The sequence below is a fragment of the Lutispora sp. QWL-02 genome, assembly GCF_058315355.1.
In genome coordinates this window covers 1,799,858-1,825,301 of sequence record NZ_CM177762.1, presented here as the reverse complement: position 1 = coordinate 1,825,301, position 25,444 = coordinate 1,799,858, and the positions used below count along the sequence as shown (strand labels likewise).

Sequence of the window (25,444 nt, the reverse complement as noted above, 5' to 3'; positions counted from 1 at the left end):
CAAATTGCCAGCCTTGCAAAACATACAAGCATTACCGCAATTCAAATCTGCATTGAACTAAAACAGCCGGTTAGAATTTTAGTATATTATTCATTCTTTGCACCGGCATAAAAATCCTTCTTTCATCGTTATTTAATTATCAAAATCATTTTATTAAATTTCTTACTATTTGATCATGGGCGATCCGATTTTTCTTTTTCCGCTGTCAAAAATCCTGGCGAACAGCAAGATCGCAGTTATATACAATACAGCAGTTATATAATAAGGGAGTTCATAGCTGACGTTGGCCATTAAAAAACCTGCAACGGATGCACTGATACCTCTTGTTATATGATTTGACAAATTCATAAGGCTGCTCAAGGCCGACCTTTCTTCATCCCCTACAATCTCCATGGTAAGACTCTGCAAGGCAGGCTGAGCCATATTCATAAGAGCGCTTCTCATGAAGAATACAAAGGTTGTAAGCCATACGTTCCCTGCTATGGATATGATCAACAGAAATGGAATAGACAATATCTGACAAAGCTGAACAGTAAATACCCTCCCCAGCTTTTTAGAAACATAAGGCACCAAAAAGGCACCGATTATTGTAGCGACCTGAGAATAAGCCATTATTGTGCCGACTACTCTAGTTCCAACATTCAGCTTGTAATGAAGGAACAGGTTGAAAAAAGGTATCACAAGCCCTGCACCGAAACCTATAAGCATATTATAAGTTATTATCAACACTACATTTTTTCTTTTTAAGAGAGAGAAAAAACTGCCTTCTCTGCGGATACTCTCGCTTGTCTTCTCATTCTTGATCTTGTATAGAGGAACTAATGCGAGCAATACCATCAAGGAAAAAAATACTTGAGTGCCTCTTAGGATGCTTATGCTTTCGCCTCCAAACAATTCCGGTATCCTTCCCCCACTATAGGAGCCGAAAATAGAAGCAAGCTGATTTATTATAAAATTAATGCTAAACAGATTGATCCTTTTTTCTTCCTCACAATTCTCAGCCAGAAACGGCGCGTCATTAACATACATAACTGCTGATCCTATACCGTTCAGGCAGGCAAAAAAATAAATAAGCAGCTGGGATGTAAAAATACATTGCCCCAAGTATCCTAAACTGCTTATTATTACTCCCAGCATTACCGCCCGCTTCCTGCCTATAATATCCGACAGCATTCCCACAGGCACAGCACTTAATCCGATCAATACGGTTTTAAGCGCTATTACATTTCCTATAAAGCCTTCTTCAAAGCCTAATCTCTTAAAGTATATGCCTTGCAGCACATTTGCGAAAGCTGACATCACAAGATAGCTGATGAAGGTGTTCAACATATATAATTTTACTTGCTTGCTGAAGTTTCCATTATGTTTAAATTTATATAAAATGCTGGACATGTAAAATTACCTCTGCAATTTTAGTTATTGAGCGAGCCTGACATCGTCCATCTCCCGCTTGACAAGAAAGGAGCAGCGACGGCAATAGCTGGCGCACTAGCTCTATTATTAATTATAACATAGCTGCATCCTATATTAACAGCGTTCTTAGTTCAGATGGAGTTTTTAATGGTGGTTAGCCATCGTATAAATACGTAAAATAATATGGCACAAATAGTTTTTGGTTGGTTGTAGTTCAATTAACAATCTTCTATATATTTCTAAATCCTTGATATTAAATAATTCTATTCAAGTATAGCTTCTATTTGGTTGGTGTAGTATAATAGTTATTGGTTGGAGACCTATATCATTATACATATTAAAATATATATGAATGCTGAATTAACAGCATCTATTGTCCAATTGAGGTTTATAGATCTATCTGAGCTTTAGAAGATGCTATTCTAGAGCTTAGCGCTTCTTATCTCCTATTTGAAAAGAAACGATAGTATCAGCTATAACCCACCATAGGATAAGTTTCACAAAAGGAGGGGTACGTAATGATCGATTATGTGCTTTTTATATTATACTTTTTTATACTGATATCTGTGTGTTCTTTTGGTACGGCTGTTTTAGCAAAGGATTTCGAAAGATGCAATGGGCTAAGAAGCTTCATACATATACTTTTCATTGCTAAGTCCGCCATATTGGTAGGATATCATGGTTGGGTTGAGGTGCTGCTAAATAAAGAAGTATTTTTTAAATACACTTTTGACACTATATTTGTTATACTTGCCACAAGTTCCATTGTAGAGGCAAAGCTTAGACAGATGAGAAGTTGAACGAGGCTTCATTAAGTGTTAAAATCTACTATATACAACCAATCATAAAGATAAATAGGAGTGGAGGCCATGTCCATCAGTGAGAATTGGATGCCTGATAAAAGCTCCGGTATTCCTTTATATCAGCAGATCAAAGATTATATAAGATATAAAATTTCCAGCGGCGATTGGGCAATAGGCACCCAGATTCCCACTCAAAGAGAATTTGCCCGGAGGTTTGACGTCAATAGGAGCACTATAGTGACCGCAATAGATGAGCTGATAGCCGAAGGCTTGCTTGAAGGCAAAACCAAAGGGGGCACCATTGTTAAAAATAACACCTGGTCCCTGCTTTCTAAAACTCCCCCTCCGGATTGGCTGTCCTACGTGAGATCCGGAACCCACCAGCCTAATTTCAGCACCGTACAACAAATAAACAGATATGAATTCGAACCTGAAATAATACGATTAGGTACAGGAGAGTTGTCTCCGGAGCTATTCCCTAAAAAGATGATGGATTTTGTAACGGACAGCTTTTCAAAATCCGTCAAATCCCTTGGCTATGAAGAGCCTAAGGGTTCCTATGAGCTGAGAAGGGAAGTAAGCGCATATCTGAGCACTCTTGGAATAAATGCATCACCCTCTCAAATACTCATCGTATCAGGGGCTCTTCAGGCTTTGCATTTGATATCCGTTGGGATTTTATACAAGGGTTCTACCATACTTACGGAAAACCCATCCTATATATATTCCATCAATGTATTCCAATCTGCGGGAATGAAGCTTTATGGCATCCCAATGGATGAAGAGGGTATACAGATAAATAAGATAATCAGGTACAGAAGGCAAACCAATGCTGCCATTTTGTACGCCATTCCTTCCTTTCAAAACCCTGCGGGGGTATGCATGAAGGATGAAAGAAGAAAAAAGCTGTTAGGCATATGCGAGGACGAAAGGCTTCCCATCATCGAAGACGATGCTTACAGAGAGCTGTATATTGATAAAAAAGCGCCAATACCTCTAAAGTCAATGGACAACAAAGATTTGGTGCTTTTTCTTGGCAGCATGTCCAAGAGCTTATGCCCCGGGCTCCGTATCGGCTGGGTAGTCGGTCAGGAGGCTGTGATCGAGCGTCTGGCAGACATCAAGATGCAGACCGACTACGGCTCCAGTTCATTATCTCAAAGGGCTGCAGCAGAATGGCTGTCCTCCGGATTATATTTCGATCATCTGGTCCGGATAAGAAAAGAGCTTAAAATTCGGAGAAATATTGCATTAGATATTTTGAACCAATACTTTTCAGACATAGCAGAGTGGAAAAAGCCAGAAGGAGGCTTTTATATCTGGCTGTGCCTTAAAAAGCCCCTTTCTCTTCAAAAGCTTTTTAACAATTGCTTGAAAAAGGGTATACTGATAAATCCGGGAAATGTTTATCAGCATATGTCAAATCAGCACATAAGAATATCATATTCCTATGCTTCCCACGAAGATTTGAAGCATGGCTTGGTTGTGCTTTCCCTGGCTATACGTGAGTTATATCAAAGGGATTGAATTTGAGCATGGTCATTTCTCCCTTCTGCTGATCAGTTCTTCCTTAATATCCTCTATGCCCACATTCTCATTGACCATTAATACTAAAACATGATATACAAGATCGCTTAATTCATAAACCAGTTCTTCCTTGCTCTTGTTTTTTGCAGCAATTATGACTTCGCTGGTTTCCTCCCCGACTTTTTTCAGTATTTTGTCCAGGCCCTTTTCAAATAAGTAATTCGTATAAGAGCCTTCTATAGGATTTTTCTTTCTATCCTCCAAAAGGCCATACAATTCTTTTAAAATATCAGTTTTCCCATTTTCCGGCTTCAGAGCTTCGTTAAAAAAGCAGGAGAACTCTCCTGTGTGGCATGCAGCACCCCTTTGCTCCACAACAAGCAATATGCTGTCTTTATCGCAATCATAATAAAAGCCTTTTACTTTCTGTATATTCCCGGAGGTTTCACCCTTTTTCCAGAGCTTCTGTCTGCTTCTGCTGAAATACCAGGTTTCTCTTTCCTCAAGGGTCTTCCTTATGGATTCCTTATTCATGTATGCGAGCATCAATACTTTTTGAGTTTCTGCGTCCTGCGTTATTGCAGGTACAAGCCCTCTATCGTCAAATTTTATTTCTTCAATTATTTTATCTATGTCCATTTCCATCCCCCTTAAAATTTTTCATCACACTTCGCATAGTAGGGAATAGTCAAGACTATTCCCTACACACATATGCTTATTCCTCAGCTGCAGCAGGCTCCGTTGCCCTATGACCCCAGAGCCCAGCCCTAATGCCAGAAGCCAGCGGCCAGAAGCTAGTGGCTTTTATATCCTTACTTCTACATTTCTATCTTTAAGATACTTCTTCAGTTCTTCTATCTTAATTTGTCCATAGTGAAATACCGAAGCTGCCAGTACTGCGTCTGCGCCGCCATATTCTATGGCGGCATAAAAGTGCTCCAATTCTCCCGCTCCTCCTGATGCTATTACAGGCACATTGACGGATTCTGTTATCCTTTTTAGCAGTTCAATATCATAACCTTTTTTCATTCCATCTTCATCTATGCTGTTGACAACTATTTCCCCCGCACCCAGCTTAACACCCATTAAAGCCCACTCAACCGCATCCAAATCAGTTTTTTGCCTTCCGCCTTTTACATATACGCTCCAGGAGCCTGCATCATCCTTCTTGGCATCGATGGATAGAACTACGCATTGAGCTCCATATTTCAAGGATGCCTCCCTTATCAGTTCAGGGTTTCTTACTGCTGCAGAATTGACAGATACCTTATCTGCTCCTTTTCTTAAAATATCCGTAAAATCATCAACAGATGATACTCCTCCGCCTACGCAGAAAGGTATGTTTATATTGGCTGCCACCTTTTCGACAAATTCCAAGGAAGTCTTTCTTTCCTCATTGGAAGCGGTTATATCGTAGAATACCAATTCATCCGCTCCGCAGTTGCTGTAATACTTGCCCAATATTTCAGGGCTGTCCACATCCACTATGTTTTGAAACTTTTGTCCCTTTACTACCCTTCCGTTTCTTACATCCAGACAGGGTATTATTCTTTTTGCAAGCATTCCATTACCTCCCCAAAATCCAGCAAATTATCATAAAATGCCTTTCCTATTATTCCACCGTATATGTCCATTGATTTAAGCTTTCTAACATCTTCAATAGAGCTTATGCCCCCGGAGGCTATGATATCCAGGCGGGTTTCCTCTGTCAAAGCTTTATAAACATCAAAATTAGGGCCTTCCAGCATTCCATCCTTGGCTATATCGGTGTATACTATAGTTTTTACTCCTATTTCTTCAAGCTCCTTGCATAAATCTAATGAATCAACTGAGCTTACTACCGTCCACCCTCTTGCGGCTGCCTTCCCATCCTTTGCATCTATAGATACTACTATTTTTTCTTTATACTCTGACACCAGTTTTTTCAAGAGCTCTCTATCTTCAATTGCCATGGTTCCTACTATCACTCTGTTTACTCCCAGATTCAGCAGTTCCTCAACTCTGGCTTCACTCCTTATTCCTCCGCCGACCTGCACCGGGATATTCAAATTCTTTGCTATCTCCTCTATGGATTTTTTATTGACAAAGCCTTCACCCTTTGCTCCGTCCAGATCCACCAGGTGCAAGAACTCAGCTCCTCTTCTTTCCCATTCCAATGCCAGCTCTAAAGGTTGATCAGAATATATCTTTATCCTCTGAAAATCTCCCTGGCAGAGCCTCACACATCTATTATCCTTCATATCAACCGCAGGAAATATTATCATCTTATCATCTCCCCATACGCTTTTAACAGATTTAAACCGACCTGAGCGCTCTTCTCAGGATGGAATTGCATCCCAAATATATTGTCCTTCCTCACTATCGCAGGAACCTTCACCCCATAATCCGCATATGCCACCAGCTCGCTGCCGGAAGATTTTATATAATAAGAATGCACAAAGTATACATAATCCTTTTCATTTATATACTTTAGAATTGGGTCCTGGTTATTGAACTTCAGATCGTTCCAGCCCATATGAGGCACTTTCAGGCCTTCCTCCAGCTTCTCCACGCTGCCCTCTATGAGTCCCAGCCCTTCATACTCTCCATATTCATAGCTTTTTTCATATAAAAGCTGCATGCCTAAGCATATCCCCATAATTTTTTTGCCTTGATCCGCCTGATCCTTTATCACAGGTATGAGTTCCAGCTCTTCAAGAGACCTGATAGCATCCCTGAAGGCTCCTACTCCAGGAAGGATTAGTGAACTTGCATTTATTATATCTTCCTTTTCATTGGAAACTTTGCAATCTATGCCTGCTTTATCAAAGGCCCTGGATACTGAAGCCAAATTTCCCAAGCCATAATCTATTATTATGTTCAATCACAGAACCCCCTTTGATGATGATATAGTATCTGATTGCACCTGTACCGCTTCCTTCAATGCTCTTGCAAATGCCTTAAACATCGCTTCAATCTTGTGGTGGTCATTTTCACCATACAACACATTGAGGTGCAAGGTCACCCTGGCTTCATTGACAAAGGCTCTGAAAAACTCCTTAAAATCCTGGGTGCTCATATCTCCAAGTCTTTCACTTTTAAAATCTGCATCAAAAACCAAATAAGGCCGGTTGCTTATATCCAATGCTGCTCTGCATAATGCTTCATCCATAGGTATATAAAGACTACTATATCTTTTTATGCCTCTTTTATCTCCTAAAGCACTATTAAAAGCTTGACCCAGAGCTATGCCCACATCCTCTGTAGAGTGGTGTGCATCCACATTCAGATCTCCATCGCATTCTATCTTCAAATCCAGGGAGCCATGGAAGGCAACCAAATTCAGCATATGATCAAGAAAGCCCATGCCTGTCCCTATCCGACTTTCGCCCTTTCCGTCCAGATTTATCTCCACCTTCACCTTTGTTTCAAGGGTATTCCTCTCAACCTTAGCTCTTCTCATTTTTTACTATCTCCTTAAGCGATTTTATGAGCTCTATGTTTTCAGCCCTGCTGCCTACGGTAACCCTGTAGTATCCCTTCAAATTTCCGGAAAAGCTTCGGATCAATATCCCGTCCTCCTTCAGCCTTTTATCCAAATCATCGATACCAGAGCTGAAAAATATAAAATTAGCGTGTGACTTATATACTTCAAAGGGCAGTTCTCCTAATTCGCTGAACAGAAAATCTCTCTCTTTTTTCACTTCTTCCACATAACCGGTGATCTCATCTTTTTTTCTGAGCGCCATTGCACCTATATACTGGGTAACAGCATTCAGGTTATAAGGGGATCTTACATTGTTGATCGTATTGATGATCCCTTCATTGGAAATCATATACCCAAGCCTTATAGCTGCAAGGCCCAATGCCTTTGACAAGGTCCGCAATACTATCAGGTTTTTGTATTTTGTGACCTCCTGTGCCATAGAGCCCTCTGCAAACTCCATATATGCTTCATCCACGACCACTATGGAATCAATCTCTGATAAAAGCTTCTCTATATCCTTCTTAGCTATCAAAAAACCCGTAGGATTGTTGGGGTTGCATATCAAAATGAGCTTTGGATTCATTTCCCTGGCCCTTTTTATCAAAAGATCCATATCAACAGAAAAATCCTCATTGCTTTCCACCCCAATGAATTTAGCCGAATATATACTGCCGAACACGGAATACATGCTGAAGCTGGGCACGAAGCTTATCATCACCTCATCCTTATCTACAAAGGTTTTTATCACCAGCTCTATCATCTCGCTGGAGCCGTTGCCGGCAATGATATTTGAAGGGCTGATGCCAATATATCCTCCCATCTCTTTTCTCAGCAGCACTGCATCATTGTCAGGATAAAAATTGATGTTGAAATCTTCTCCGAAGCTCAAGCCTTTTGATATATCCTTAAATAAAATATTTTTGCCCTCATTGGCATCAAGCTTTATTCTAAAAGGCACTTGATTCGCATTATATGCCTTAAGCCCTTTTACACTCTCTTTTACCTTATGCATTTTACCGCTGCCTCCTTGAACAAAACTTCACTGTCAAATCTCACTCTTATGGAATTTGCATGACCTGTCAGTCCTTCTTCTTCAGCTATCCTCATGATTGAATCCTTGGATCTTTCCAGGGCATCCTTGCTGTAATAGATCAATGAGGTTTTCTTCATAAAATCATCTACGCACAAAGGCGAAGAAAATCGGGAGGTGGAGCTGGTAGGCAATGTGTGGTTCGGCCCTGCAAAGTAGTCCCCTACCGGCTCAGGAGAATATTCTCCCAAGAATATGGCTCCGGCGTTTTTGACTCCCCTGTATACGTCAAAGGGATTCGTGGTAAGCACCTCCAGGTGTTCCGGTGCTATTTCATTTGCTACCTCAACGGACTCTCCCAAACAGCTTGTTATTATGATTGCTCCGTAGTTTTCCAGGGATTTTTCGATTATTTCTCTCCTCTCAAGGCCCTGAAGTTGTATTTCCAATTCCTCCATGACCTTAGCCGCCAATGGCTCCCAATCCGTTACCAATATGGCTGCTGCCATTTCATCATGCTCTGCCTGGGAGATCAAGTCGGCAGCTATATATCTGGGATTTGCCCATTGATCTGCAATTATGAGAATTTCACTGGGGCCGGCTATCATATCTATGCCCACCAAACCCATGACCCTCTTTTTCGCCATCGCCACATAAATATTGCCAGGGCCTGTTATTTTGTCCACCTTGGGTATGCTTTCCGTTCCGAAGGCCAAGGCAGCTATACCCTGAGCACCTCCGACCTTGAATATTTTATCCGCTCCTGCTATGGAAGCAGCTGCAAGTATCGAAGGCTTTACTTTTCCATTTCTATCCGGCGGTGTTATCATTATTATTTCATTTACGCCTGCAATCTTGGCAGGTACAGCATTCATCAAAACTGTCGAAGGATAAGCCGCGCTCCCGCCGGGAATATAAATGCCTACCCTTTCTATGGACCTCACCAGCTGGCCAAGTATTATATCTTCCCCTTCATAAACAGAATAAGAGTTCTTTATCTGTTTTCTATGATATTTTTCAATGTTTTCTCTGGCTTTTGTGAGGTCCTCCAGCAAAGCCTCGCTTGTGCAATCTATAGCCTCTTCTATCTCTTGCCGGGTTACCAGAAAATCCTCCAGTACAACTCCGTCAAATTCCCGGGTATATTCTCTCAATGCTCTGTCCTTATCCCGCCTTACATTGGCTAGAATATCATCCACAGACCTGTTTACCTCATCAATCTCCAGCTTGCTTCTATCCAGCAGCTTGGCCAGGAAATCCCTGTCCTTTGAAATATCAATTATCCTCACAATACTGAACCTCCATTTCTTCCAAACATTTAATCAGATCATTTATCCTGTCAAATTTAAACCTGTAGCTGACTCTATTGCAGATAAGCTTGGCACTGACCTCAAACATGTCCTCAATAACTTCAAGGCCGTTGGCCTTCAGTGTCTTTCCCGTTTCAACCAGGTCCACTATCACATCGGAGAGCCCTACCAAAGGTGCCAGTTCCACAGAGCCATTCAGCTTTATCAGCCTGATCTTCTGCCCTCTTTCGTCGAAGTACTTTTTTGAAATCTTAGGATATTTGGTAGCCACTCGAAGAATCTCATCCTTCTTATAGACTCTCTCCCCCTTCACCCCGGCTACTGCAAATCTGCATTTCCCAAAGCCCAGATCCAGAATCTCGTAAACATCATTATCGCTTTCCAGGATGACATCCTTGCCTGCTACCCCCAGGTCTGCAACCCCATTTTGCACATAGGTCACTACATCCGAGGGCTTAACATATACAAAGCTTATCTTTTTCTCTTCATCCTTAAAAATCAGCTTTCTCGAATCAGGATCTATGGAGCCTCCCAGGCCAGCCGCCTTTAACAGCTTATAAGCTTCGTCCCCAAGCCTGCCCTTAGCAAGTGCAATATTTATAAAGTCCAATTTATTGAGCCTCCTCGAATTTTATTTCCGTCAATTCATCTATGTCTATAGAAAAGCCTATTGCAGGCACCCTTTTCCCGAAAATCTCTGTAAAGGAATCATATCTTCCTCCGCTTATGATAGCCCTATAAGAATTTGGCAGATATCCCTTGAATATCAGCCCATCATAGTAATCCAGTTCTGTCACCATGGATAGATCATAATGCACATAGCTTTTACCCCCCTCTTTTTCTATAAAGTCATTCAATTCCTCAAGCTCATTTAAGGCTTCTTCCATCTCCTCATTCAGGCAATGCTTCCTCGCTGCAGCTTTTACATCTTCGATGCTCCCTTGAATATTCATTATGTCAGCTAAAGCATCATATATTTCTTTTGACAGCTTCATATCCTCCATATGATTTATCAGCTCATACCTGTTCTTGCGATAAATCAACTCCTTTAGCTGCTTCTCCCGGTCTTCGTCAGCATGGATTTCCTTTAAAAGTCCATCTATGTATTTACTGCTTGACATTTCCAGGATGAATCTGCCGTTAAAGCTTTGTAAAACTTTCAAGGCCGATAATATTACCTCCTTATCTGCATCCAGAGAAGCCTCACCCAGATATTCCGCCCCCATTTGCCTTATCTCCCTGATATTTGAGGCTTCATTGCTCCGGAAAACCGTCGAGCTATAAAACAGCCTGAGCTTTAAACCATCCTGCCATCTTGGAATCAAGCTTTTTATGATATTGGTGGTTATATCAGGGCGAAGTATCAAGACATCAGAGCCTCCGCTTATCACCTTTACCATGGATTCCCTTTTTATCCTTTTGTTTAATAATGTGTATTTGCTGAAATCCTCAAAGGCTGAAGGCTCGATCTGAATGAATCCTTCATTTAAGAACATATCCTCGATCCTTCTCCTGATTTCACATCTTTTCTTCGAATAGCCTATCTCATCCTCAATCCTCAAATATTGCATTTATTCCACCTGACCTTTGCTGTTTTTATTGATAAGAAGTCCTTATCCGGATAAAAAAAGAATCCATATAGGTATTACCTATATGGATTCTTTTTTTATCTCTTAACCATCATAGGTACAATCCCTAAATTCAAACAGAACCAGGGATTGCACCTATGAGCTATTATAGACTCAAGTTACAAACCCTCTTGCTATGATGGTGATGAAGTTTTGTATTTAAATTGTTAAAAGCCAAAGTCAACATGGTTGACTCCCCTTTCAAGTTTAAAAATATTGTTTACATTATACTACCGCCGGAATAATATTGCAACACTTTTGCATAATTATATATATCTGCAGTTTTACTGAAGCCCCTTAAATTCCAAATATTCGTCATAGGTCATCCTTCTGTCGATGAAGCCTTCGGGGGTTATCTCTATCACCCTATTGGCTATCGTCTGCATGAGCTGATGGTCATGGGATGCAAATAAAATATTGCTCTTATAGTCAGCCAGCCCGTTATTGAGAGCTGTAATGGTCTCCAGATCCAGATGATTGGTAGGCTGATCTAAAATAAGCACATTAGCGCCGCTCAGCATCATCTTAGAAAGCATGCAGCGAACCTTCTCCCCGCCGGACAGTACCTTTGCCTGCTTTAATGCTTCCTCTCCGGAAAAAAGCATTCTCCCCAAAAAGCCTCTTACATATGTTTCCGTCTGATCTACCGAAAACTGCCTCATCCAATCCACCAGGCTCAGATCACATCCATCGAAGAACTCGGAATTTTCTTTAGGAAAATATGATCTGGTTATGGTCAGCCCCCATTTAAATTCTCCTGAATCTGCGTCCATCTCGCCTGCAAGGATTTTAAATAAAGCGGTAATAGCTTTTTCATCCCCTACAAAGGCAATCTTATCATCCTTGTTCACCATAAAGCTTACATTGTTCAATAAGATATCTCCTTCTACAGACTTTGTAAGACCATCAACTTTCAGTATATCATTTCCAACCTCTCTATCCATTCTAAAGCCAACAAAGGGGTATCTCCGGGAAGAAGGCTGTATATCTTCCAATGAAATTTTATCCAAAAGCTTTTTCCTCGATGTAGCCTGCTTCGACTTAGAAGCGTTGGCGCTGAACCTTTCGATAAAAGCCTGAAGCTCCTTTATTTTCTCTTCTTTTTTCTTGTTCTGATCCTTAGCCATCTGTAATGCCAACTGGCTGGATTCATACCAGAAATCATAGTTTCCGACATACAGCTTGATTTTGCCGAAGTCAACATCACACATATGGGTACATACCTTGTTCAGAAAATGCCTATCATGGGATACCACGATAACAGTGCCTTCAAATTCTATCAAGAACTCTTCAAGCCAATTTATTGCCTTAATATCCAGGTTATTGGTAGGCTCATCCAGAATCAATATCCCGGGCTTTCCAAATAAAGCCTGGGCCAGCAGAACTTTGATTTTTTCTGCTCCGGTCAGCTCATGCATGTATTTCTCATGAAGCTCAGTCCCCAAGCCCAGGCCTTGGAGGAGTATGGAAGCATCCGACTCCGCTTCCCAACCGTTCAACTCGGCGAATTCAGCCTCAAGCTCTGCAGCCCTTATGCCGTCTTCATCGGTGAAGTCTGCTTTTGCATACAGTCCATCCTTCTCCTTGCCTATCTCATAGAGCCTGGCATTTCCCATTATCACAGCCTCAATAACCTTATATTGATCATATTGAAAGTGATCCTGCTTCAAAACGGACATGCGGCTCTGTGCATCGATTATCACTTCTCCTGTATTCGCCTCTATTTCGCCGGACAAAATCTTGAGGAATGTGGATTTGCCGGCTCCATTTGCTCCAATAACTCCATAGCAATTGCCCGGAGTAAATTTAATATTTACATCATCAAAAAGCTTTCTTTCTCCATATCTCAAGCTAACGTTTACTACGCTGATCATATCTAATCCCCTTTATTTATTTTTCATACTTGGCTATTATATCACAAAATACCTGTATTGTATCGCATTAAAATGTATAGTATTAACTCCTGAGGGAATAATCATTACCAAATAAAGTTATTGCCGGGGCTTGATTATGGTAAAAAAGATAGCAAGAAAAATTAAACTAAAAAAATTGATCAGTGAAAGCAAGAAAAACTCTGATTATGAAACGGAAGTCTCAAAAAATGCTAATTCACTGCCAGAAAGTATTGAAGACAATTTGAAAATAATTCAAAGTACTTTTGAAGGCAGCTCGGATTTAAATATCAGAAGATTCAGTATTGGAGCAAACAAGAAAAAAGCTTTTATAGTCAACATAGAAGGCTTATATGATAAAAGAATAATAAACGAAAATGTACTAGCTCCATTAATGGAAGACCTTATAGAAAAAACATCTTCAGAAGAGATCGATATAGAGTATATAAAGAGTTATATACTTAATGCTTCAAGCCTGGCAATAATATACACAATTGAGAAGGTCACAGATAATATTTTAGACGGAAGCACAATACTTTTTCTTGATGGTGAAAGCAGCGCCTTAAGCATCAATGCAAAATCCCGGAAACATAGAAATATAGATACGCCCATGACCGAAAATAAAATAAGAGGTCCCCATGAAGGCTTTATTGAGGTGCTTAGCACCAATATAGCTCTTGTAAGAAATATAATAAAGAGTCCGGATCTAAAAGTAGAGACCTTCAAAATCGGAAGGCAGACAAGAACCAATATATGCTTATTATATATTAAAAGTTTAGCAAAGGATAAGGTTGTGGAAGAAGTAAAAAAAAGATTAGACTCCATTGATATTGATGCCATCCTTGAATCCGGATATATTGAAGAATTCATCGAAGATGCCCCTCTATCCCCATTTCCTACGGTAGGCAATACAGAAACTCCGGATAAATTTTCAGCTAAAATATTAGAGGGCAGAGTAGGTATATTAGTTGACGGCAGTCCGATGGCACTCACTGTCCCTTACCTTTTTATAGAAAGCTTTCAAGGGTCAGAGGATTATTATGCAGGAGCTATAGTGTCATCGCAATTAAGGCTTATAAGATTTATGGCTTTTCATATAAATCTCTTTTTACCTGCCCTATATGTGGCGTTGCATGGGTTTCATCCAAATATAATTCCCCAAAAGCTGCTGCTTACCATACAAGTAACCCGCGAAGGCCTGCCTCTGCCTGTAATAGTAGAAGCAGCAGGTATGATTATCATATGGGAGATATTAAGAGAGGCCGGAGTACGTATGCCAAGACCTATAGGCGAGGCTTTAAGCATTGTTGGAGCCCTTATAATCGGGCAGGTAGCCGTAAATGCAGGCTTGGTCTCACCACTTATGATAATCGTAGTGTCATTGACAGGAATAGTAAGCCTTCTCACTCCGCCCCTTATGGATGCAGCTACAGTGCTGAGAATACCGATATTAATATTTGCATCGGCTTTCGGCTTATATGGCGTTATCTGGTGTTATTTTTTTATGATCATACATTTGACCTCCATCCGTTCTTTCGGAATGCCTTATATGTCTCCTGCCATGCCCTTTAATCTATCGGGCATGAAGGACTATATCGTACGCTTATTTTGGTGGCTTATGAAGACTCGTCCCAGATATATAGGCAGAAAAGAATTGCAACGGGCTGAAGATATAAGGATGCCCAGCCCAAAAAAATAAACTGAGGATGATATTTCATGAAAATAAAGCTTACATTTATTCTTATTTTAACATCTGTATTCCTATCAGGATGCTGGGATCTTGTTGAAATAAAGGATAGGGCTATAATAACAGCCTTTGGGATCGATAAGTCTGATATGGATGGAAAAATTACATTCACTCTGCAAACTATAATACCTTCTCGAATAAGCACACCCATGAAAACCAGTCCTGAGATGAAGCCTTCCGTCAGAGTGGTATCAAAGACCACAGATTCTTTTGCCGATGCGATAAGGGAATATGCCAAGCAGGCTGAAAGAAGAACCTATCTGATGCAAAACAGGATTATTATTATAGGAGAGGATATGGCAAAGGAAGGTCTTACCCCCGCAATGGATTTCTTTATGCGTCATCCCGATAGTTTTCAGGGAGCATGGGTTTTAATATGCAAGGGAAAGGCCTCAGAAATAATAAAATGGAACAGTGAAGTAGAAAGAATCCCGGCAGATTTTATTGAAGAACTGGTAAAAACCCGAAACTTCATATGTTCCTCTTCAGTAGAAAATATACATACATTTGTGAATAAGCTTTCCACAAAACCAACCTCACCTGCAACGGCAATGATCGAATTAGTAGATTCAGGCAATAATGAAACCGAGGCTAGGCTTTCCGGCATTGCAGTTTTTAAAAAAGATAAAATGGCAGGGATGCTAGACAACCTTGAAACCAAAGGATACACCTGGATCAATAACGAACGGGGCCGCAGATTGTTTGAGATCGGAGATATAGGGAAGGCAAATGTTAAAATGACCCATGAGATTGAAGGCTCAAGAACAAAAATTATACCTGAACTTATAAATGGGAAGCCTGCTATATTGATTAAAGTAAATGCAACGACTAAGATATATGTTCAAGACGGCAGTTTAGATTTAGACTCTCAGGATACCCTTAAGAAGCTGGAGAAAATGTTAGAGGAAGAAATTAAAAGCCAGATAGAAGCCTGCCTTAATAAGGCATTAAAAGAGTATAAAACCGACATATTCGGGTTTGGCGAAAAAATACACAGGAAATATCCTAAGGAATGGAAAAAGTTTAAGGTAAAATGGGAGGATGCTCTTGCTGATCTGAAAGTAATAACAGATGTAAATGTAAAGACAAAAAGTACCGGTATGATTATAGATACTATAAAGCCCTGATAGAGGAGTGGAGACATTTGTTTCAGGATAAGGAAAAGATATCAGTCAACCAGGCATTTATGCTTGTTATAGCTGGAGGTATAGGAAATATCTTTTTAGTTTATGTTAATCCAGCTGTAAAAGATGCAGGAAGAGATGGATGGCTTTCTGTGCTGATAGCCTATACTATGTCAACATTATTAGGATTAGTGCTGGTTAATTTGGGACTTCGCTTTCCCGATAAGACCTTCATACAATACCTGCCTGTTGTATTAGGAAAGTTTATCGGCAAGCTTATAGGCTTGGCATATGTCTTATGCTGGATGGTTATGAATCCCATAATAATAAGAGATTTCATGGATTTAATGAGATTTTTCCTTCCTACCACACCCCAGCTTCTTATAGGCAGCTTAATGTATATACTTGTCATATATGTAGCCTATAAAGGCTTTGAGGTATATGCGCGGACTGCTGAATTATTTGTGGTAATTGTGCTTTTTTCCATATTGCTCTTGATGATTGGTATTTCGCCCAACGTTGATTACGGCAGTCTAAAGCCTTTTTTGGAAAATGGTTTTTCTCCGGTATCAAAAAGTCTCCTCGTGCAATTCCCATTTGCGGCTGAGACTATTCTATTTATGGCATTATGGTATCCTTGTATGAGCCAGATGAAGAAGGGCAAAAAATGCGTATTGATAGGTGTACCTATAGCAGGATTGGTTTTGGTATTATTATTTATAACAGTTATAGCATTTACAGGTCCAGCCATGGCAGCAGAATTAACCTCTCCTGTTTTTTATATGGTTCGCTATATTCATATCTCTGATTTCATATCAGGCTTTGAGGCCCTATTCATGCTTCTCTGGGTTTCATCAATCTACCTGGAGCTCCTGGTTTTCTTTTATCAGCCTTTAATCGGCTTAGCCCAATGGCTTAACCTGAAAGACTATAAGCCTTTGATAATTCCTGGGGCTATAATAAACCTAATGCTATCTCTTATCCCGGCTAATGTGGTACAAGCAAGCTATTTGGATACCCTGAAGAATCCATACATTATTCTACCAATGGCAGCATTGATTCCACTTGTGTGGATGGTAGCTGTAATTAGAAAACTTGATGAATCCAAGAAATAATATAAATTAATTATTATTTGAAAAATTCTTTTTCAAATAATAATGGTTCGGTAGGCTTGCTTATCAAATATCCCTGAATCTGATCACAGCCCCTATCTTTAAGGAAGTTTAACTGCTCTTCCGTTTCCACGCCTTCTGCAGTGGATTTCATGTTCATAGTTTTTGCCATGCTTATTATTGTGTTGGCTATGGCCTTTGCAGTTTCATCTTCAGATAAATTTTTGACGAAAGAACGGTCAATCTTTAAGGTGTCTATGGGGAACTCCGTCAAATAAGCCATAGATGAATATCCTGTGCCGAAATCATCGATAGCGATGCCAACTCCCATATCTTTTAGGATTTTCATCTTCTGCAGCTTTTCAGACACACCGTCCATAGCAGCGGTTTCAGTGATCTCCAACTGCAGATAGCCGGGCTCTAAACCGATTTCATTGAGGACTCCCCTTACCATATTGACAAAGTTAGGCTGGTCAAATTGAAAAGCCGACACATTGACTGATACGGTTATAGGCTTCTTTCCTTTTGACTGCCATTCCTTATTTTGTCTGCAAGCTTCCTTTAAGACCCAATTCCCCAAATCAACGATGAATCCGCTTTTTTCCGCTATATCGATAAGATTAGGTATGGACATGCCGCCAAATTCCTTATGTCTCCACCTGAGCAACGCCTCAGCTCCTGTTGCTTCTCCGGTCCTGACATCGATAATAGGCTGGTACAGCATATACAGCTCATTCTTTTCAATTGAATGATACAGCTCGTTTTCGATATACTGTTCTTCTCTCACTACGTCGTCAATGCTTGAGCTATAAAGATTGTATTTATTTCCTCCGGCCTTTTTAGCCATGAGCTTGGCCAAAGTTGCCTGATGTATCACTTCCGAATACTCGCGCTCCTTATCGGGAATCAGGCTTACGCCGATACTGACCTTTATGATAAATTCATATCCTTTGAGCCTGATTATCCTGCAGCAATTCTTCCATAAGCTTTCGATGCGTTTTTCTATGGTTTCAGCATCCTTTTCCCATATAAGGAATATAAACTCGTCCCCAAAAAATCTCCCCAGGGACTCATCCTGGTTTATAAATGCTTTCAGTCTCCGGGATATGGTGGAAAGGGCTTCATTTCCACCCTCATAACCAATGATGCCGTTTATCTTCTTAAAATCATCTATCGATACAATTCCAACAGCTATTGCTCCAAGCTTATCTCTCAATAGATCAACCTTGCAAGGCAACTCTGACAAAAAACCTATATAGTTATATAAGCCTGTCACTTCATCTTTGTATGTAAGGTCTTTTATTCTATTAAGCATCAAATTAAAGCTTTTTCCGGCATCTCCGATTTCATTGGGCAGTCCTTCATCTGCTTTCACATGCAAATCCCCATCGGCGGCTTGCTCGAAAACCTTTTTCAGTTTCATAATCGGTCTGGTAACCCTGCCGGAATATATATAGTAAAACAATAGGATCAATGCAAAGCATATAAAAAATAATGCCAGGATAGTATTCCTTACCTTAGCAACTGCCCTATAAACCTCATCCTTAGATATTGAGATAATAAAAGTCCAATCCGGCGAGCCTTTTATTTTCTTAAAGAATGCCAGCCTCTTGGAGCCATCGGCATTATTGTACTCAACTGTGCCTGATTCTCTGCCCAAAACGGATTGAATGGCTTCCTTATCATCAGATATGTATTCTCGGGCATTATTGCTCGCTACTACCAAACCCTCGCTGTTCAATATTAAGCCGTATCCAGTATCACCTAAACTCATTTGCCCGATTATTGTATTTAAGAAATTTACTTCAATAACAATATTGACAAGCCCTGTAATTTCCTCTCCACTTCTAACAGAATGAGAAATAATGATTATTGGTGTATCCGGTTCTGCAAAGGGACTGATAAAGGGTTGAGAAATATGGTACTCCTTTTTTTCTATGAATATTTTTTCATATTGCTCCTGCTGTGATATTTGGACATCAACACCTCTGGTATTCCAGCCTTGACCATCCGGTTTGGCTATTGTCATATTCCTTACTTTGCTGTCTAATACAAACTCAGGAAGATACATTTTTATTTTTTCCAGATCCATTGATTTTATCAAAGAGGTTTTAGAGACCACCTCTACTTGATCTACAAATCCGGCTAATTCCTTCTCAACTTCCCCGGCTCTGGAATTTGCTATTTCATTATATTGAGCCTTTATTATTTCAGGCAGCTCTTTTAGCTCCGCATTAGCCGATAATATTAGAATAGAAAAAAATACTATAGAACCGACCAACAAGTAAGTAAGCATCTGCCACCTTATAGACTTAAGCATTTTGTCACCTGCATATATAATATTCTCATTCAATTTAATAAATTTATTGATCACTTTTAGTCTTTTCTACATATTTATCAAAATTCTAACATTATTATAGCAAATTCTTCTAGCTATTGATAGTATAATTATTACATCATATTATTGAATGATCTTGAATATCATATAGCGATGTTCGAAAACTGACTGCAATAAAGCTTATGATGCTGCACCTTTTATCCAATGGCTTCCGCTTTCAACAGTCTCACCATTATTTACTTTGCAATATCTTTCAATGGCCTTGCAAACTGTCTGGAGTAGCTCAAAAAGCAAGCTTGTTGCTTTAGCTGCATATAGTCAATCTATGACATTGGGAATTATACCCGTTTCATATTGAAATCTCTCTGCAATCCCTTTTATTTCCTGTTTGCCTATAGTGCCATGCAAAAGCTGTATGCTTTTGCTTTTATTGTCTTTTCTATAGACAATACAAATAGTATCATGTGTTATTTCAACTCCCTCCAATCTGATTCCGTCAATATTGAATTTAATCACTTTTGATCCAAGCAATATGCCAAAGCAAGATATAATAAACTCTAAAGCATCAGTTGAATTTCCATCTATTTTTGCAACCTGAATATTCATGATTATATTCTCAATTATCAGTTTTGCAGCATTGAATCTTTCATATTCCAGTATTAGTAGACTCACAAGTATTATAGATGCAAAAAGTAATATAGCAAAAACAACTCTCATATCAATCATGAAAATAAAAAAACCTTTAATAAAAAGTATTAAAGTAAATAATAACACCATGATGACCGAAGTAATAAGAACTCTTAGCCTTTGCTGTATTACTTCCAAAATTCCCCTCCCCTTTCTCGTATGCAATAGCTTGCAATGACTGCGATGACTGAATGGAAAGCCCCCCACTTATTTAAAGTGAGGAGCTTTGCGACCTATGTGATTATATTATTCCTCGTATACAATAACAGCTTCCTTCGTGCTGTTGATCCAATCCACCTTGCAGTTTAGGTTTTCTGCTGCAAATCTAACAGGTACAAAGGTTCTGTTATTTTTGGAGGCAGGTGCGACATCCATTTTCTTGTTTGCTCCGTTTACAGTTATGTCTGTTTTGCCCATCCACATAACAACGGTATTTCCTCTTGCCTTGAGGGTTATCTTCTGAGTGCTTCCATCCCATTCTACCGTTCCGCCCATAGCTTCAACAACAGCTCTTATTGGTACCATGGTCCTGCCCGCTATTACCAGAGGTGTTGTTCCTCTGCCCGGATCCACTTCTTGATTTATGCCGTCAACACTCATATTGGGGCTTTCCAGCTTAAGCATGATGAAATGCTTAAAGCTTCCGGGCTTATAAAGTTGATTACCAGTTTTTATAACAAAAGCAGCAATAGCATTACCTAATTTTTCTTCTATCCCTTGAAATGGATTTGCTTCTGCAAGCACCGGCTTTACTGTATAGTAATAAGTTGTATTTGGCTCAACATTTACATCTGCATATGAGGTACTTGTTATATAAAAGTCAGTAACAGATATACCCAAGCTGCTTTGAGAAGTTGACCTGTAAAGTCTGTAGCCAAGACCACTTGACGGCTGCCACATGATACGAGAGCCGGATTCAAAGGCTTCAGCACTGTTACTTCCGGTTGGTGTCGGAGAGGTTGGTGTTGCCGCTTTATTTGTTGGTGCCAGTTTAACCTCAGTTATACGTTTGCCGCCTTCCCAATTTCCCCAGCTTCCTTCAGAGCCATAACGCCATTTTCCTGAAAAACCCTTTCCATCCGCAGACATAGTAAACTCAATTTCTCCTGAATCGTTTGGCGGTGCGTAGGAAGGAGACTCTGACCAAGTACCGGTAAGAACATTTCCTGAAATAGTACCGTTTATTCTACCTTTATCATGAGTATAAGTCCCTGTAACGATTGGGCCATTTTGAGTTAGTATCATTTTACCCCAGTTGGAATCCCATTCACCTTCCCATGAATATTTCCCCAAGTCTGAGCTTCCTGCAGTTGATGCTGTTACCGTTATAGTAGTAGGATTGCTAATTTGCTTCCATTCGTAAGTGTATCTTACGCCTACTTTACCCGGAGGTCCTGCATAGGCACCAATATAAAGCGCCCATCTATCACCTGCGGAACCTTTATCTTTGAACTTCAAACTCATATTAGCACTACATGAAGTTTGAGATCGGTCGTCTTGGCCATATCCTATACCAAACCACCTTGTTTCAGTACCATCTTCATAAATAACCTTAGCTTCAACTCCACTTGCAGTTCCATAACCTAAACCTATTAGGTCCGCTACATCCAAAGATAAAAACGGGCTTATAGCTACGCCGAAGTTTCCTGTCCTATTGCTAAAAACCTCTTGTTCAAAAGCGATTGATATGGTTTCATTAGCTTGGATAATGGTGGGGGGATTGCTCCAGGTATATTTTACATGAAGATTGCCGGGATTGCTTTCATCTTTTGAAGCGTAAGCTCCTAGCCCATAGGGTATTGTAGTTTGAAGCTCAGCAGTATTCCCCTCTAAGCTTGCAAAATAGCTCCATGGATCTCCCGGTTTAAAATCTTCAGGTATTGGAAATTGATAAGTATCTACTAATACCCAAGCATAACCGCTTTCATCTGCAGATACATTTATTGCAAATCCATTCACCGCGCTTAGAATGATTGTTAATGCAATAAATAATGATAATAATCTTTTCATGCTTTATCTCCCTTCTTAATCTTATATATTGAATAATTGTGCCTAGATTTAAGCTAATAGCCAAGTATGCTGTCAGTCTTAAATATAGTTTATACATTTGCAAAAATCGTCACCCAAAATAGGTGATTTAAGAAAAAAACCCCTCACCCATTTCGGGTGAGGGGCTACTATATGCTCTAATTCTCCTTTTCCATCAATAAGTTAATAAGCTCCACTTTACTTTGAACATTGAATTTTGAATATATATTTTTTATATGGGTTTTAACAGTATTTTCACTGAGGTAAACTTCATTGGCTATCATCTTATAGGTCCGGCCTTTTAGAAGCAAAGCCGTAATCTCACTTTCCCTTTCAGTCAAATTACCAATCATCGAAAAGCTCTCAATAGTATCTTTTTGTTTGGAGGGCGCCATTTCATACAGTGTCATTAAGAAAACATGATTCTTCAGCAGCATTGAAAGATGCTTGTGAAGCAGCGGAAGCATTATGAGAGTAATGAGAACTACAGACAATGCCAGCATTGATGAGTTATAATATATAGTATCTGAAGAAGCAATACTATTTCCCAGCATACCGCCTATAAATATGCCCAGTACATTTGCAGAAAGTCCTATCCCAAGAATTTTAGCAGGATTATCATGGTAATCTAACATTTCACCCAATATGCTCCACCAAAAAAGGTCATATATGCCGCAGGCCCCCAGCATTAGAGTATTTATGATCAGATAACTCAAAACAGATCGATCCAATAGTATAAATGCTATAAAGGAAAAACCTATCATAGCTATTGCTACATAAAGTATATAATTCCTATTAGTTTTTTCCCGAAGGTTCTTTATAATATAAAGAGCAATAATATAAGGTACAGCCCAATACCAGCTTACAAGCAGCTTATGATGTGCAAATGCAGGGTTAACGACCTGATACATCAAGCCGGAGTTTATTGTGATTATTACAATAAAAAAGCATAAAAAACAAAAAGGCTTTGCTGGACTGACAGATATTGTTATCCCATCTATGTAGTTTTCATCACTTGTCTTGACATCCCCCGGCATTCTGACCATAAAGAAAAGCGATCCAATGAGCATAATAATCGATAACGCCAATCCTGCATATGGACTTATATTTATTGCCGTCGCATTTATAATAACCATCAATATATTAGAGTAAATAAGTAAATCTGCAGCAGTTTTAATCCTATTATTAGAGGGTGTGTAAATTTTAAAGTAAAAACCCCAGGCTGCAATACAGACTCCTGTCATAAAAGAACATGAAATAATAGAAATATGCCAGATTATTGACGGTGTAAAAAAAAATGGAATACTGCCTGCGATGCAAATAATAATAGAAAAAATCATAACGCGCTTTACCGTCTTCATGGTCTTAATGAAAAATCCGCAGGAAATCAAACCACAGAAATGTGCGGCTATTGCCCCAAAAACCATTGATTGAGCTTCTATACCGAATCTCTCGGTAAGAGCATACAAAACCTGGCCTTCAAAAGGAAAAGCCAGCAACCATGAAAAGAACAGCGAAAATACAACGATTGATAATATCTTTTCATCAATATTTGATATTTTTTTAGTTATTCTCTTCTTTGACAAATATATCCCCCCGCAAAATGACTTATAGCAGTCATTATAATTAATTATAATTGCTTATAAAAGATATTCCAAGCTATATAAATTAATTTTTAAAAACCGGGGAGAATCCCCGGCTGATCTACTGCTTATTTTTGTTGTATTTATTATGCTGAGGCATTATCTTCCTTATTTCCTCAGCTTGCTCTTTAGTTATTATCTTATCATCAACCATTTTTTGAACCACATCTTTGCGTGACTTTTTATAATTCTGGAAGAATTCCTTTTTCTGCTCTTCAGTCATACCCTTAAGCTGCTCAAACATTTTTCTGCGCCCTTCTCTTTCAATCTTCAAATAGTCCTTTATTTTTTCAACATCCCTTGATTTAATTATTCCCTTCTCGACTAAGCCGTCTAAGTCCTTTGATATCTTTTCCTCATGAATCTGGCTCCGCTTTTCCCTTATTTTATCGGCTTCGGCATCTGTTATGATTCCTTCTTTTTTCAGTTCCTCCAGCAGGCCCATTCTCTTAGATTTTATCCGAGCTTTTCTTTGCTCAATATATTGCATTATTTTATCTGCTTTTTCACGGGTTATGGTCCTTTCTTCCACTAAACTGTCTAAAGCTGCTTTTATGCCTTCTCCATTTCCTTTATATGCGATTTTGAACTGAGGACCGGCTTTATAATCGGCAGATATACCATATTTTATATTTCCATGCTTTTCCGAAGCCTCGTTGGCATGTCCTCCAAAGGCCGAAGCTCCCATAGGAAACAACAAAGCTGCAGTCAGCAATCCGATGATCAATTTGTTGCCGCTTGGATTTTTATCCATTTCATATCTCCTTTCTTCATATGATTGTCATTGAATCTGACAAATATATTATTTGCTTTTTGGCTCATTATCTTGTGATGAATGATATGGATATTTTATTATTGACAAAACATTGGTTCAAATGGTTCGCCAGGGAAAATATGCAAACAAAAAATTTGCCGCAAGTGCCTAAAAAAGGCGCAAAAAAAAATGGCGGGGGTTAAAATATTACCCCTCACCATTTTTTATTCCTATTGTACTTTGGCTCCCAGATAGGCCTCCCGTACTGCCGGGTTGTCAGCAATATACTTTGCAGAGCCTTCCATCTTGATCCTGCCCTGCTCCAGTATATATGCCCTGTCAGCTATAGACAAAGCCTTATAGGCATTTTGCTCAACTAATAATATGGTTTTATCCATTTTCCTTATGTCTATTATTATATCGAATACCGTCTGTACCAATAGCGGTGCCAATCCAAGGGACGGCTCATCCAGAAGCATTATTTCAGGATCGCTCATAAGGCCTCTGCCCATAGCAAGCATCTGCTGCTCTCCCCCGCTCAAGGTTCCGGCTATCTGCTTCTCTCTTTCCTTCAATCTCGGAAAGAGCTCATATACCTTCTCAAGATCTTCTTTTATCTTGTTCTTATCCTTCCTCAAGTATGCTCCAAGCATAATATTATCCTCGACAGTGAGGTTTGCAAAAACCAGTCTCCCCTCAGGCACCTGGCATATTCCCAGCTTCACTACCTTATTAGGATTTACCGGCAGCTTTTCGCCTTTATATTCTATAACTCCCTGCTTATATTTCAAAAAGCCGGATATTGCATTGAGCAGCGTTGATTTGCCTGCCCCGTTTGAACCGATTATAGTCACTATCTCGCCCTTATTTATATCCAAGCTGACACCCTTTAGTGCGTGAATGCCGCCATAAAATACATTTAAATCTTGAACCTTTAACATT

General features: G+C 39.6%; 22 protein-coding genes. 5 read left to right on the top strand and 17 right to left on the bottom strand.

The features are described 5' to 3' along the window. Window positions 1–165: 165 nt before the first annotated feature. Window positions 166–1,392, bottom strand: coding sequence for an MFS transporter (locus AC4HCY_RS08355; protein WP_323430930.1), 1,227 nt, complete (start codon window positions 1,390–1,392; stop codon window positions 166–168). A 539-nt stretch (window positions 1,393–1,931) separates the two neighbouring features. On the opposite strand from AC4HCY_RS08355, the gene AC4HCY_RS08350 reads away from it, so the two are divergent. Together AC4HCY_RS08350 and AC4HCY_RS08345 are read left to right on the top strand one after the other, a co-directional pair. Then, the gene (locus AC4HCY_RS08350) at window positions 1,932–2,213 is read left to right on the top strand and encodes a hypothetical protein (protein WP_323430929.1); all 282 of its coding nucleotides are present in this window, start codon (window positions 1,932–1,934) and stop codon (window positions 2,211–2,213) included. A gap of 69 nt (window positions 2,214–2,282) precedes the next feature. After that, window positions 2,283–3,743, top strand: a complete 1,461-nt coding sequence (locus tag AC4HCY_RS08345) for an aminotransferase-like domain-containing protein (RefSeq protein ID WP_491095836.1) — start codon at window positions 2,283–2,285, stop codon at window positions 3,741–3,743. A 12-nt stretch (window positions 3,744–3,755) separates the two neighbouring features. Here the strand turns inward: AC4HCY_RS08345 and hisIE are convergent, their stop codons facing one another. The 10 genes from hisIE to AC4HCY_RS08295 all read right to left on the bottom strand — a co-directional run bounded on the left by hisIE (window position 3,756) and on the right by AC4HCY_RS08295 (window position 13,051). Then, window positions 3,756–4,388: a bifunctional phosphoribosyl-AMP cyclohydrolase/phosphoribosyl-ATP diphosphatase HisIE gene (hisIE, locus tag AC4HCY_RS08340; protein WP_323430927.1), complete on the bottom strand. Its 633-nt coding sequence runs from the start codon at window positions 4,386–4,388 to the stop codon at window positions 3,756–3,758. Window positions 4,389–4,547: 159 nt separating this feature from the next. Then, complete coding sequence (gene hisF, locus AC4HCY_RS08335; RefSeq protein ID WP_491095835.1) at window positions 4,548–5,306, bottom strand: imidazole glycerol phosphate synthase subunit HisF; 759 nt, start codon at window positions 5,304–5,306, stop codon at window positions 4,548–4,550. Further along, entirely contained in the window at window positions 5,288–6,007 is a 720-nt protein-coding gene (hisA, locus tag AC4HCY_RS08330) for a 1-(5-phosphoribosyl)-5-[(5-phosphoribosylamino)methylideneamino]imidazole-4-carboxamide isomerase (RefSeq protein ID WP_323430925.1), read from the bottom strand. The genes hisF and hisA overlap by 19 nt, the downstream gene beginning before the upstream one ends. Further along, window positions 6,004–6,606 carry an imidazole glycerol phosphate synthase subunit HisH gene (hisH, locus tag AC4HCY_RS08325; RefSeq protein ID WP_491095834.1) on the bottom strand — a complete coding sequence of 201 codons (603 nt, stop codon included), beginning with the start codon at window positions 6,604–6,606 and terminating at the stop codon, window positions 6,004–6,006. Before hisH ends, hisA begins: the two co-directional genes overlap by 4 nt. Continuing rightward, window positions 6,607–7,185 carry an imidazoleglycerol-phosphate dehydratase HisB gene (gene hisB, locus AC4HCY_RS08320; RefSeq protein ID WP_323430923.1) on the bottom strand — a complete coding sequence of 193 codons (579 nt, stop codon included), beginning with the start codon at window positions 7,183–7,185 and terminating at the stop codon, window positions 6,607–6,609. Beyond that, the gene (gene hisC / locus AC4HCY_RS08315; protein ID WP_491095833.1) at window positions 7,172–8,221 is read right to left on the bottom strand and encodes a histidinol-phosphate transaminase; all 1,050 of its coding nucleotides are present in this window, start codon (window positions 8,219–8,221) and stop codon (window positions 7,172–7,174) included. The genes hisB and hisC overlap by 14 nt, the downstream gene beginning before the upstream one ends. Further along, window positions 8,209–9,531, bottom strand: coding sequence for a histidinol dehydrogenase (hisD, locus tag AC4HCY_RS08310; protein WP_323430956.1), 1,323 nt, complete (start codon window positions 9,529–9,531; stop codon window positions 8,209–8,211). The genes hisC and hisD overlap by 13 nt, the downstream gene beginning before the upstream one ends. Next, window positions 9,515–10,159 (bottom strand): ATP phosphoribosyltransferase, encoded by a 645-nt coding sequence (gene hisG, locus AC4HCY_RS08305; RefSeq protein WP_323430921.1) that lies wholly within the window; start codon window positions 10,157–10,159, stop codon window positions 9,515–9,517. The genes hisD and hisG overlap by 17 nt, the downstream gene beginning before the upstream one ends. 1 nt (window position 10,160) lies before the next feature. After that, a complete protein-coding gene (locus tag AC4HCY_RS08300) occupies window positions 10,161–11,120 on the bottom strand; it encodes an ATP phosphoribosyltransferase regulatory subunit (protein WP_491095832.1) in 960 nt (319 codons plus the stop codon). A gap of 341 nt (window positions 11,121–11,461) precedes the next feature. Further along, the gene (locus AC4HCY_RS08295) at window positions 11,462–13,051 is read right to left on the bottom strand and encodes an ABC-F family ATP-binding cassette domain-containing protein (RefSeq protein ID WP_323430919.1); all 1,590 of its coding nucleotides are present in this window, start codon (window positions 13,049–13,051) and stop codon (window positions 11,462–11,464) included. Between the two features lie 136 nt (window positions 13,052–13,187). Here AC4HCY_RS08295 and AC4HCY_RS08290 point away from each other — a divergent pair, with 136 nt between their 5' ends. Genes AC4HCY_RS08290 through AC4HCY_RS08280 form a run of 3 tightly spaced genes read left to right on the top strand, consistent with a single transcriptional unit; the run spans window position 13,188 to window position 17,055 of the window. Next, entirely contained in the window at window positions 13,188–14,768 is a 1,581-nt protein-coding gene (locus AC4HCY_RS08290; RefSeq protein ID WP_491095831.1) for a spore germination protein, read from the top strand. Window positions 14,769–14,785: 17 nt separating this feature from the next. Continuing rightward, the gene (locus AC4HCY_RS08285) at window positions 14,786–15,943 is read left to right on the top strand and encodes a Ger(x)C family spore germination protein (protein ID WP_323430917.1); all 1,158 of its coding nucleotides are present in this window, start codon (window positions 14,786–14,788) and stop codon (window positions 15,941–15,943) included. A gap of 17 nt (window positions 15,944–15,960) precedes the next feature. After that, window positions 15,961–17,055 carry a GerAB/ArcD/ProY family transporter gene (locus AC4HCY_RS08280; protein WP_491095830.1) on the top strand — a complete coding sequence of 365 codons (1,095 nt, stop codon included), beginning with the start codon at window positions 15,961–15,963 and terminating at the stop codon, window positions 17,053–17,055. 13 nt (window positions 17,056–17,068) lie between these two features. Here AC4HCY_RS08280 and AC4HCY_RS08275 read toward each other — a convergent pair whose 3' ends face one another. From AC4HCY_RS08275 to AC4HCY_RS08250, 6 genes are all read right to left on the bottom strand, one after another. After that, complete coding sequence (locus AC4HCY_RS08275) at window positions 17,069–19,372, bottom strand: bifunctional diguanylate cyclase/phosphodiesterase (protein ID WP_491095829.1); 2,304 nt, start codon at window positions 19,370–19,372, stop codon at window positions 17,069–17,071. Window positions 19,373–19,708: 336 nt separating this feature from the next. Beyond that, a complete protein-coding gene (locus AC4HCY_RS08270) occupies window positions 19,709–20,215 on the bottom strand; it encodes a hypothetical protein (RefSeq protein ID WP_323430914.1) in 507 nt (168 codons plus the stop codon). A gap of 108 nt (window positions 20,216–20,323) precedes the next feature. Continuing rightward, on the bottom strand, window positions 20,324–22,087 hold the full coding sequence (locus tag AC4HCY_RS08265; protein ID WP_323430913.1) for a copper amine oxidase N-terminal domain-containing protein: 1,764 nt from the start codon (window positions 22,085–22,087) through the stop codon (window positions 20,324–20,326). Window positions 22,088–22,263: 176 nt separating this feature from the next. Further along, entirely contained in the window at window positions 22,264–23,691 is a 1,428-nt protein-coding gene (locus AC4HCY_RS08260; RefSeq protein ID WP_323430912.1) for a helix-turn-helix transcriptional regulator, read from the bottom strand. A 118-nt stretch (window positions 23,692–23,809) separates the two neighbouring features. Next, window positions 23,810–24,502 carry a hypothetical protein gene (locus tag AC4HCY_RS08255; protein WP_323430911.1) on the bottom strand — a complete coding sequence of 231 codons (693 nt, stop codon included), beginning with the start codon at window positions 24,500–24,502 and terminating at the stop codon, window positions 23,810–23,812. A 230-nt stretch (window positions 24,503–24,732) separates the two neighbouring features. Then, complete coding sequence (locus AC4HCY_RS08250; RefSeq protein WP_491095828.1) at window positions 24,733–25,443, bottom strand: ABC transporter ATP-binding protein; 711 nt, start codon at window positions 25,441–25,443, stop codon at window positions 24,733–24,735. Window position 25,444 lies beyond the last annotated feature (1 nt).

Excerpts from the sequence above, each read along its gene's own strand:
- AC4HCY_RS08250 (WP_491095828.1), bottom strand. The coding sequence starts at position 25,443 with ATGTTAAAGGTTCAAGATTTAAATGTATTTTATGGCGGCATTCACGCA.
- AC4HCY_RS08350 (WP_323430929.1), top strand. The coding sequence starts at position 1,932 with ATGATCGATTATGTGCTTTTTATATTATACTTTTTTATACTGATATCT.
- AC4HCY_RS08295 (WP_323430919.1), bottom strand. The coding sequence starts at position 13,051 with ATGATCAGCGTAGTAAACGTTAGCTTGAGATATGGAGAAAGAAAGCTT.
- hisF (WP_491095835.1), bottom strand. The coding sequence starts at position 5,306 with ATGCTTGCAAAAAGAATAATACCCTGTCTGGATGTAAGAAACGGAAGG.
- hisB (WP_323430923.1), bottom strand. The coding sequence starts at position 7,185 with ATGAGAAGAGCTAAGGTTGAGAGGAATACCCTTGAAACAAAGGTGAAG.
- hisA (WP_323430925.1), bottom strand. The coding sequence starts at position 6,007 with ATGATAATATTTCCTGCGGTTGATATGAAGGATAATAGATGTGTGAGG.
- AC4HCY_RS08255 (WP_323430911.1), bottom strand. The coding sequence starts at position 24,502 with ATGGATAAAAATCCAAGCGGCAACAAATTGATCATCGGATTGCTGACT.
- hisIE (WP_323430927.1), bottom strand. The coding sequence starts at position 4,388 with ATGGAAATGGACATAGATAAAATAATTGAAGAAATAAAATTTGACGAT.
- AC4HCY_RS08290 (WP_491095831.1), top strand. The coding sequence starts at position 13,188 with ATGGTAAAAAAGATAGCAAGAAAAATTAAACTAAAAAAATTGATCAGT.
- AC4HCY_RS08275 (WP_491095829.1), bottom strand. The coding sequence starts at position 19,372 with ATGCTTAAGTCTATAAGGTGGCAGATGCTTACTTACTTGTTGGTCGGT.
- AC4HCY_RS08345 (WP_491095836.1), top strand. The coding sequence starts at position 2,283 with ATGTCCATCAGTGAGAATTGGATGCCTGATAAAAGCTCCGGTATTCCT.
- AC4HCY_RS08355 (WP_323430930.1), bottom strand. The coding sequence starts at position 1,392 with ATGTCCAGCATTTTATATAAATTTAAACATAATGGAAACTTCAGCAAG.
- hisC (WP_491095833.1), bottom strand. The coding sequence starts at position 8,221 with ATGCATAAGGTAAAAGAGAGTGTAAAAGGGCTTAAGGCATATAATGCG.
- AC4HCY_RS08265 (WP_323430913.1), bottom strand. The coding sequence starts at position 22,087 with ATGAAAAGATTATTATCATTATTTATTGCATTAACAATCATTCTAAGC.
- AC4HCY_RS08300 (WP_491095832.1), bottom strand. The coding sequence starts at position 11,120 with ATGCAATATTTGAGGATTGAGGATGAGATAGGCTATTCGAAGAAAAGA.
- AC4HCY_RS08285 (WP_323430917.1), top strand. The coding sequence starts at position 14,786 with ATGAAAATAAAGCTTACATTTATTCTTATTTTAACATCTGTATTCCTA.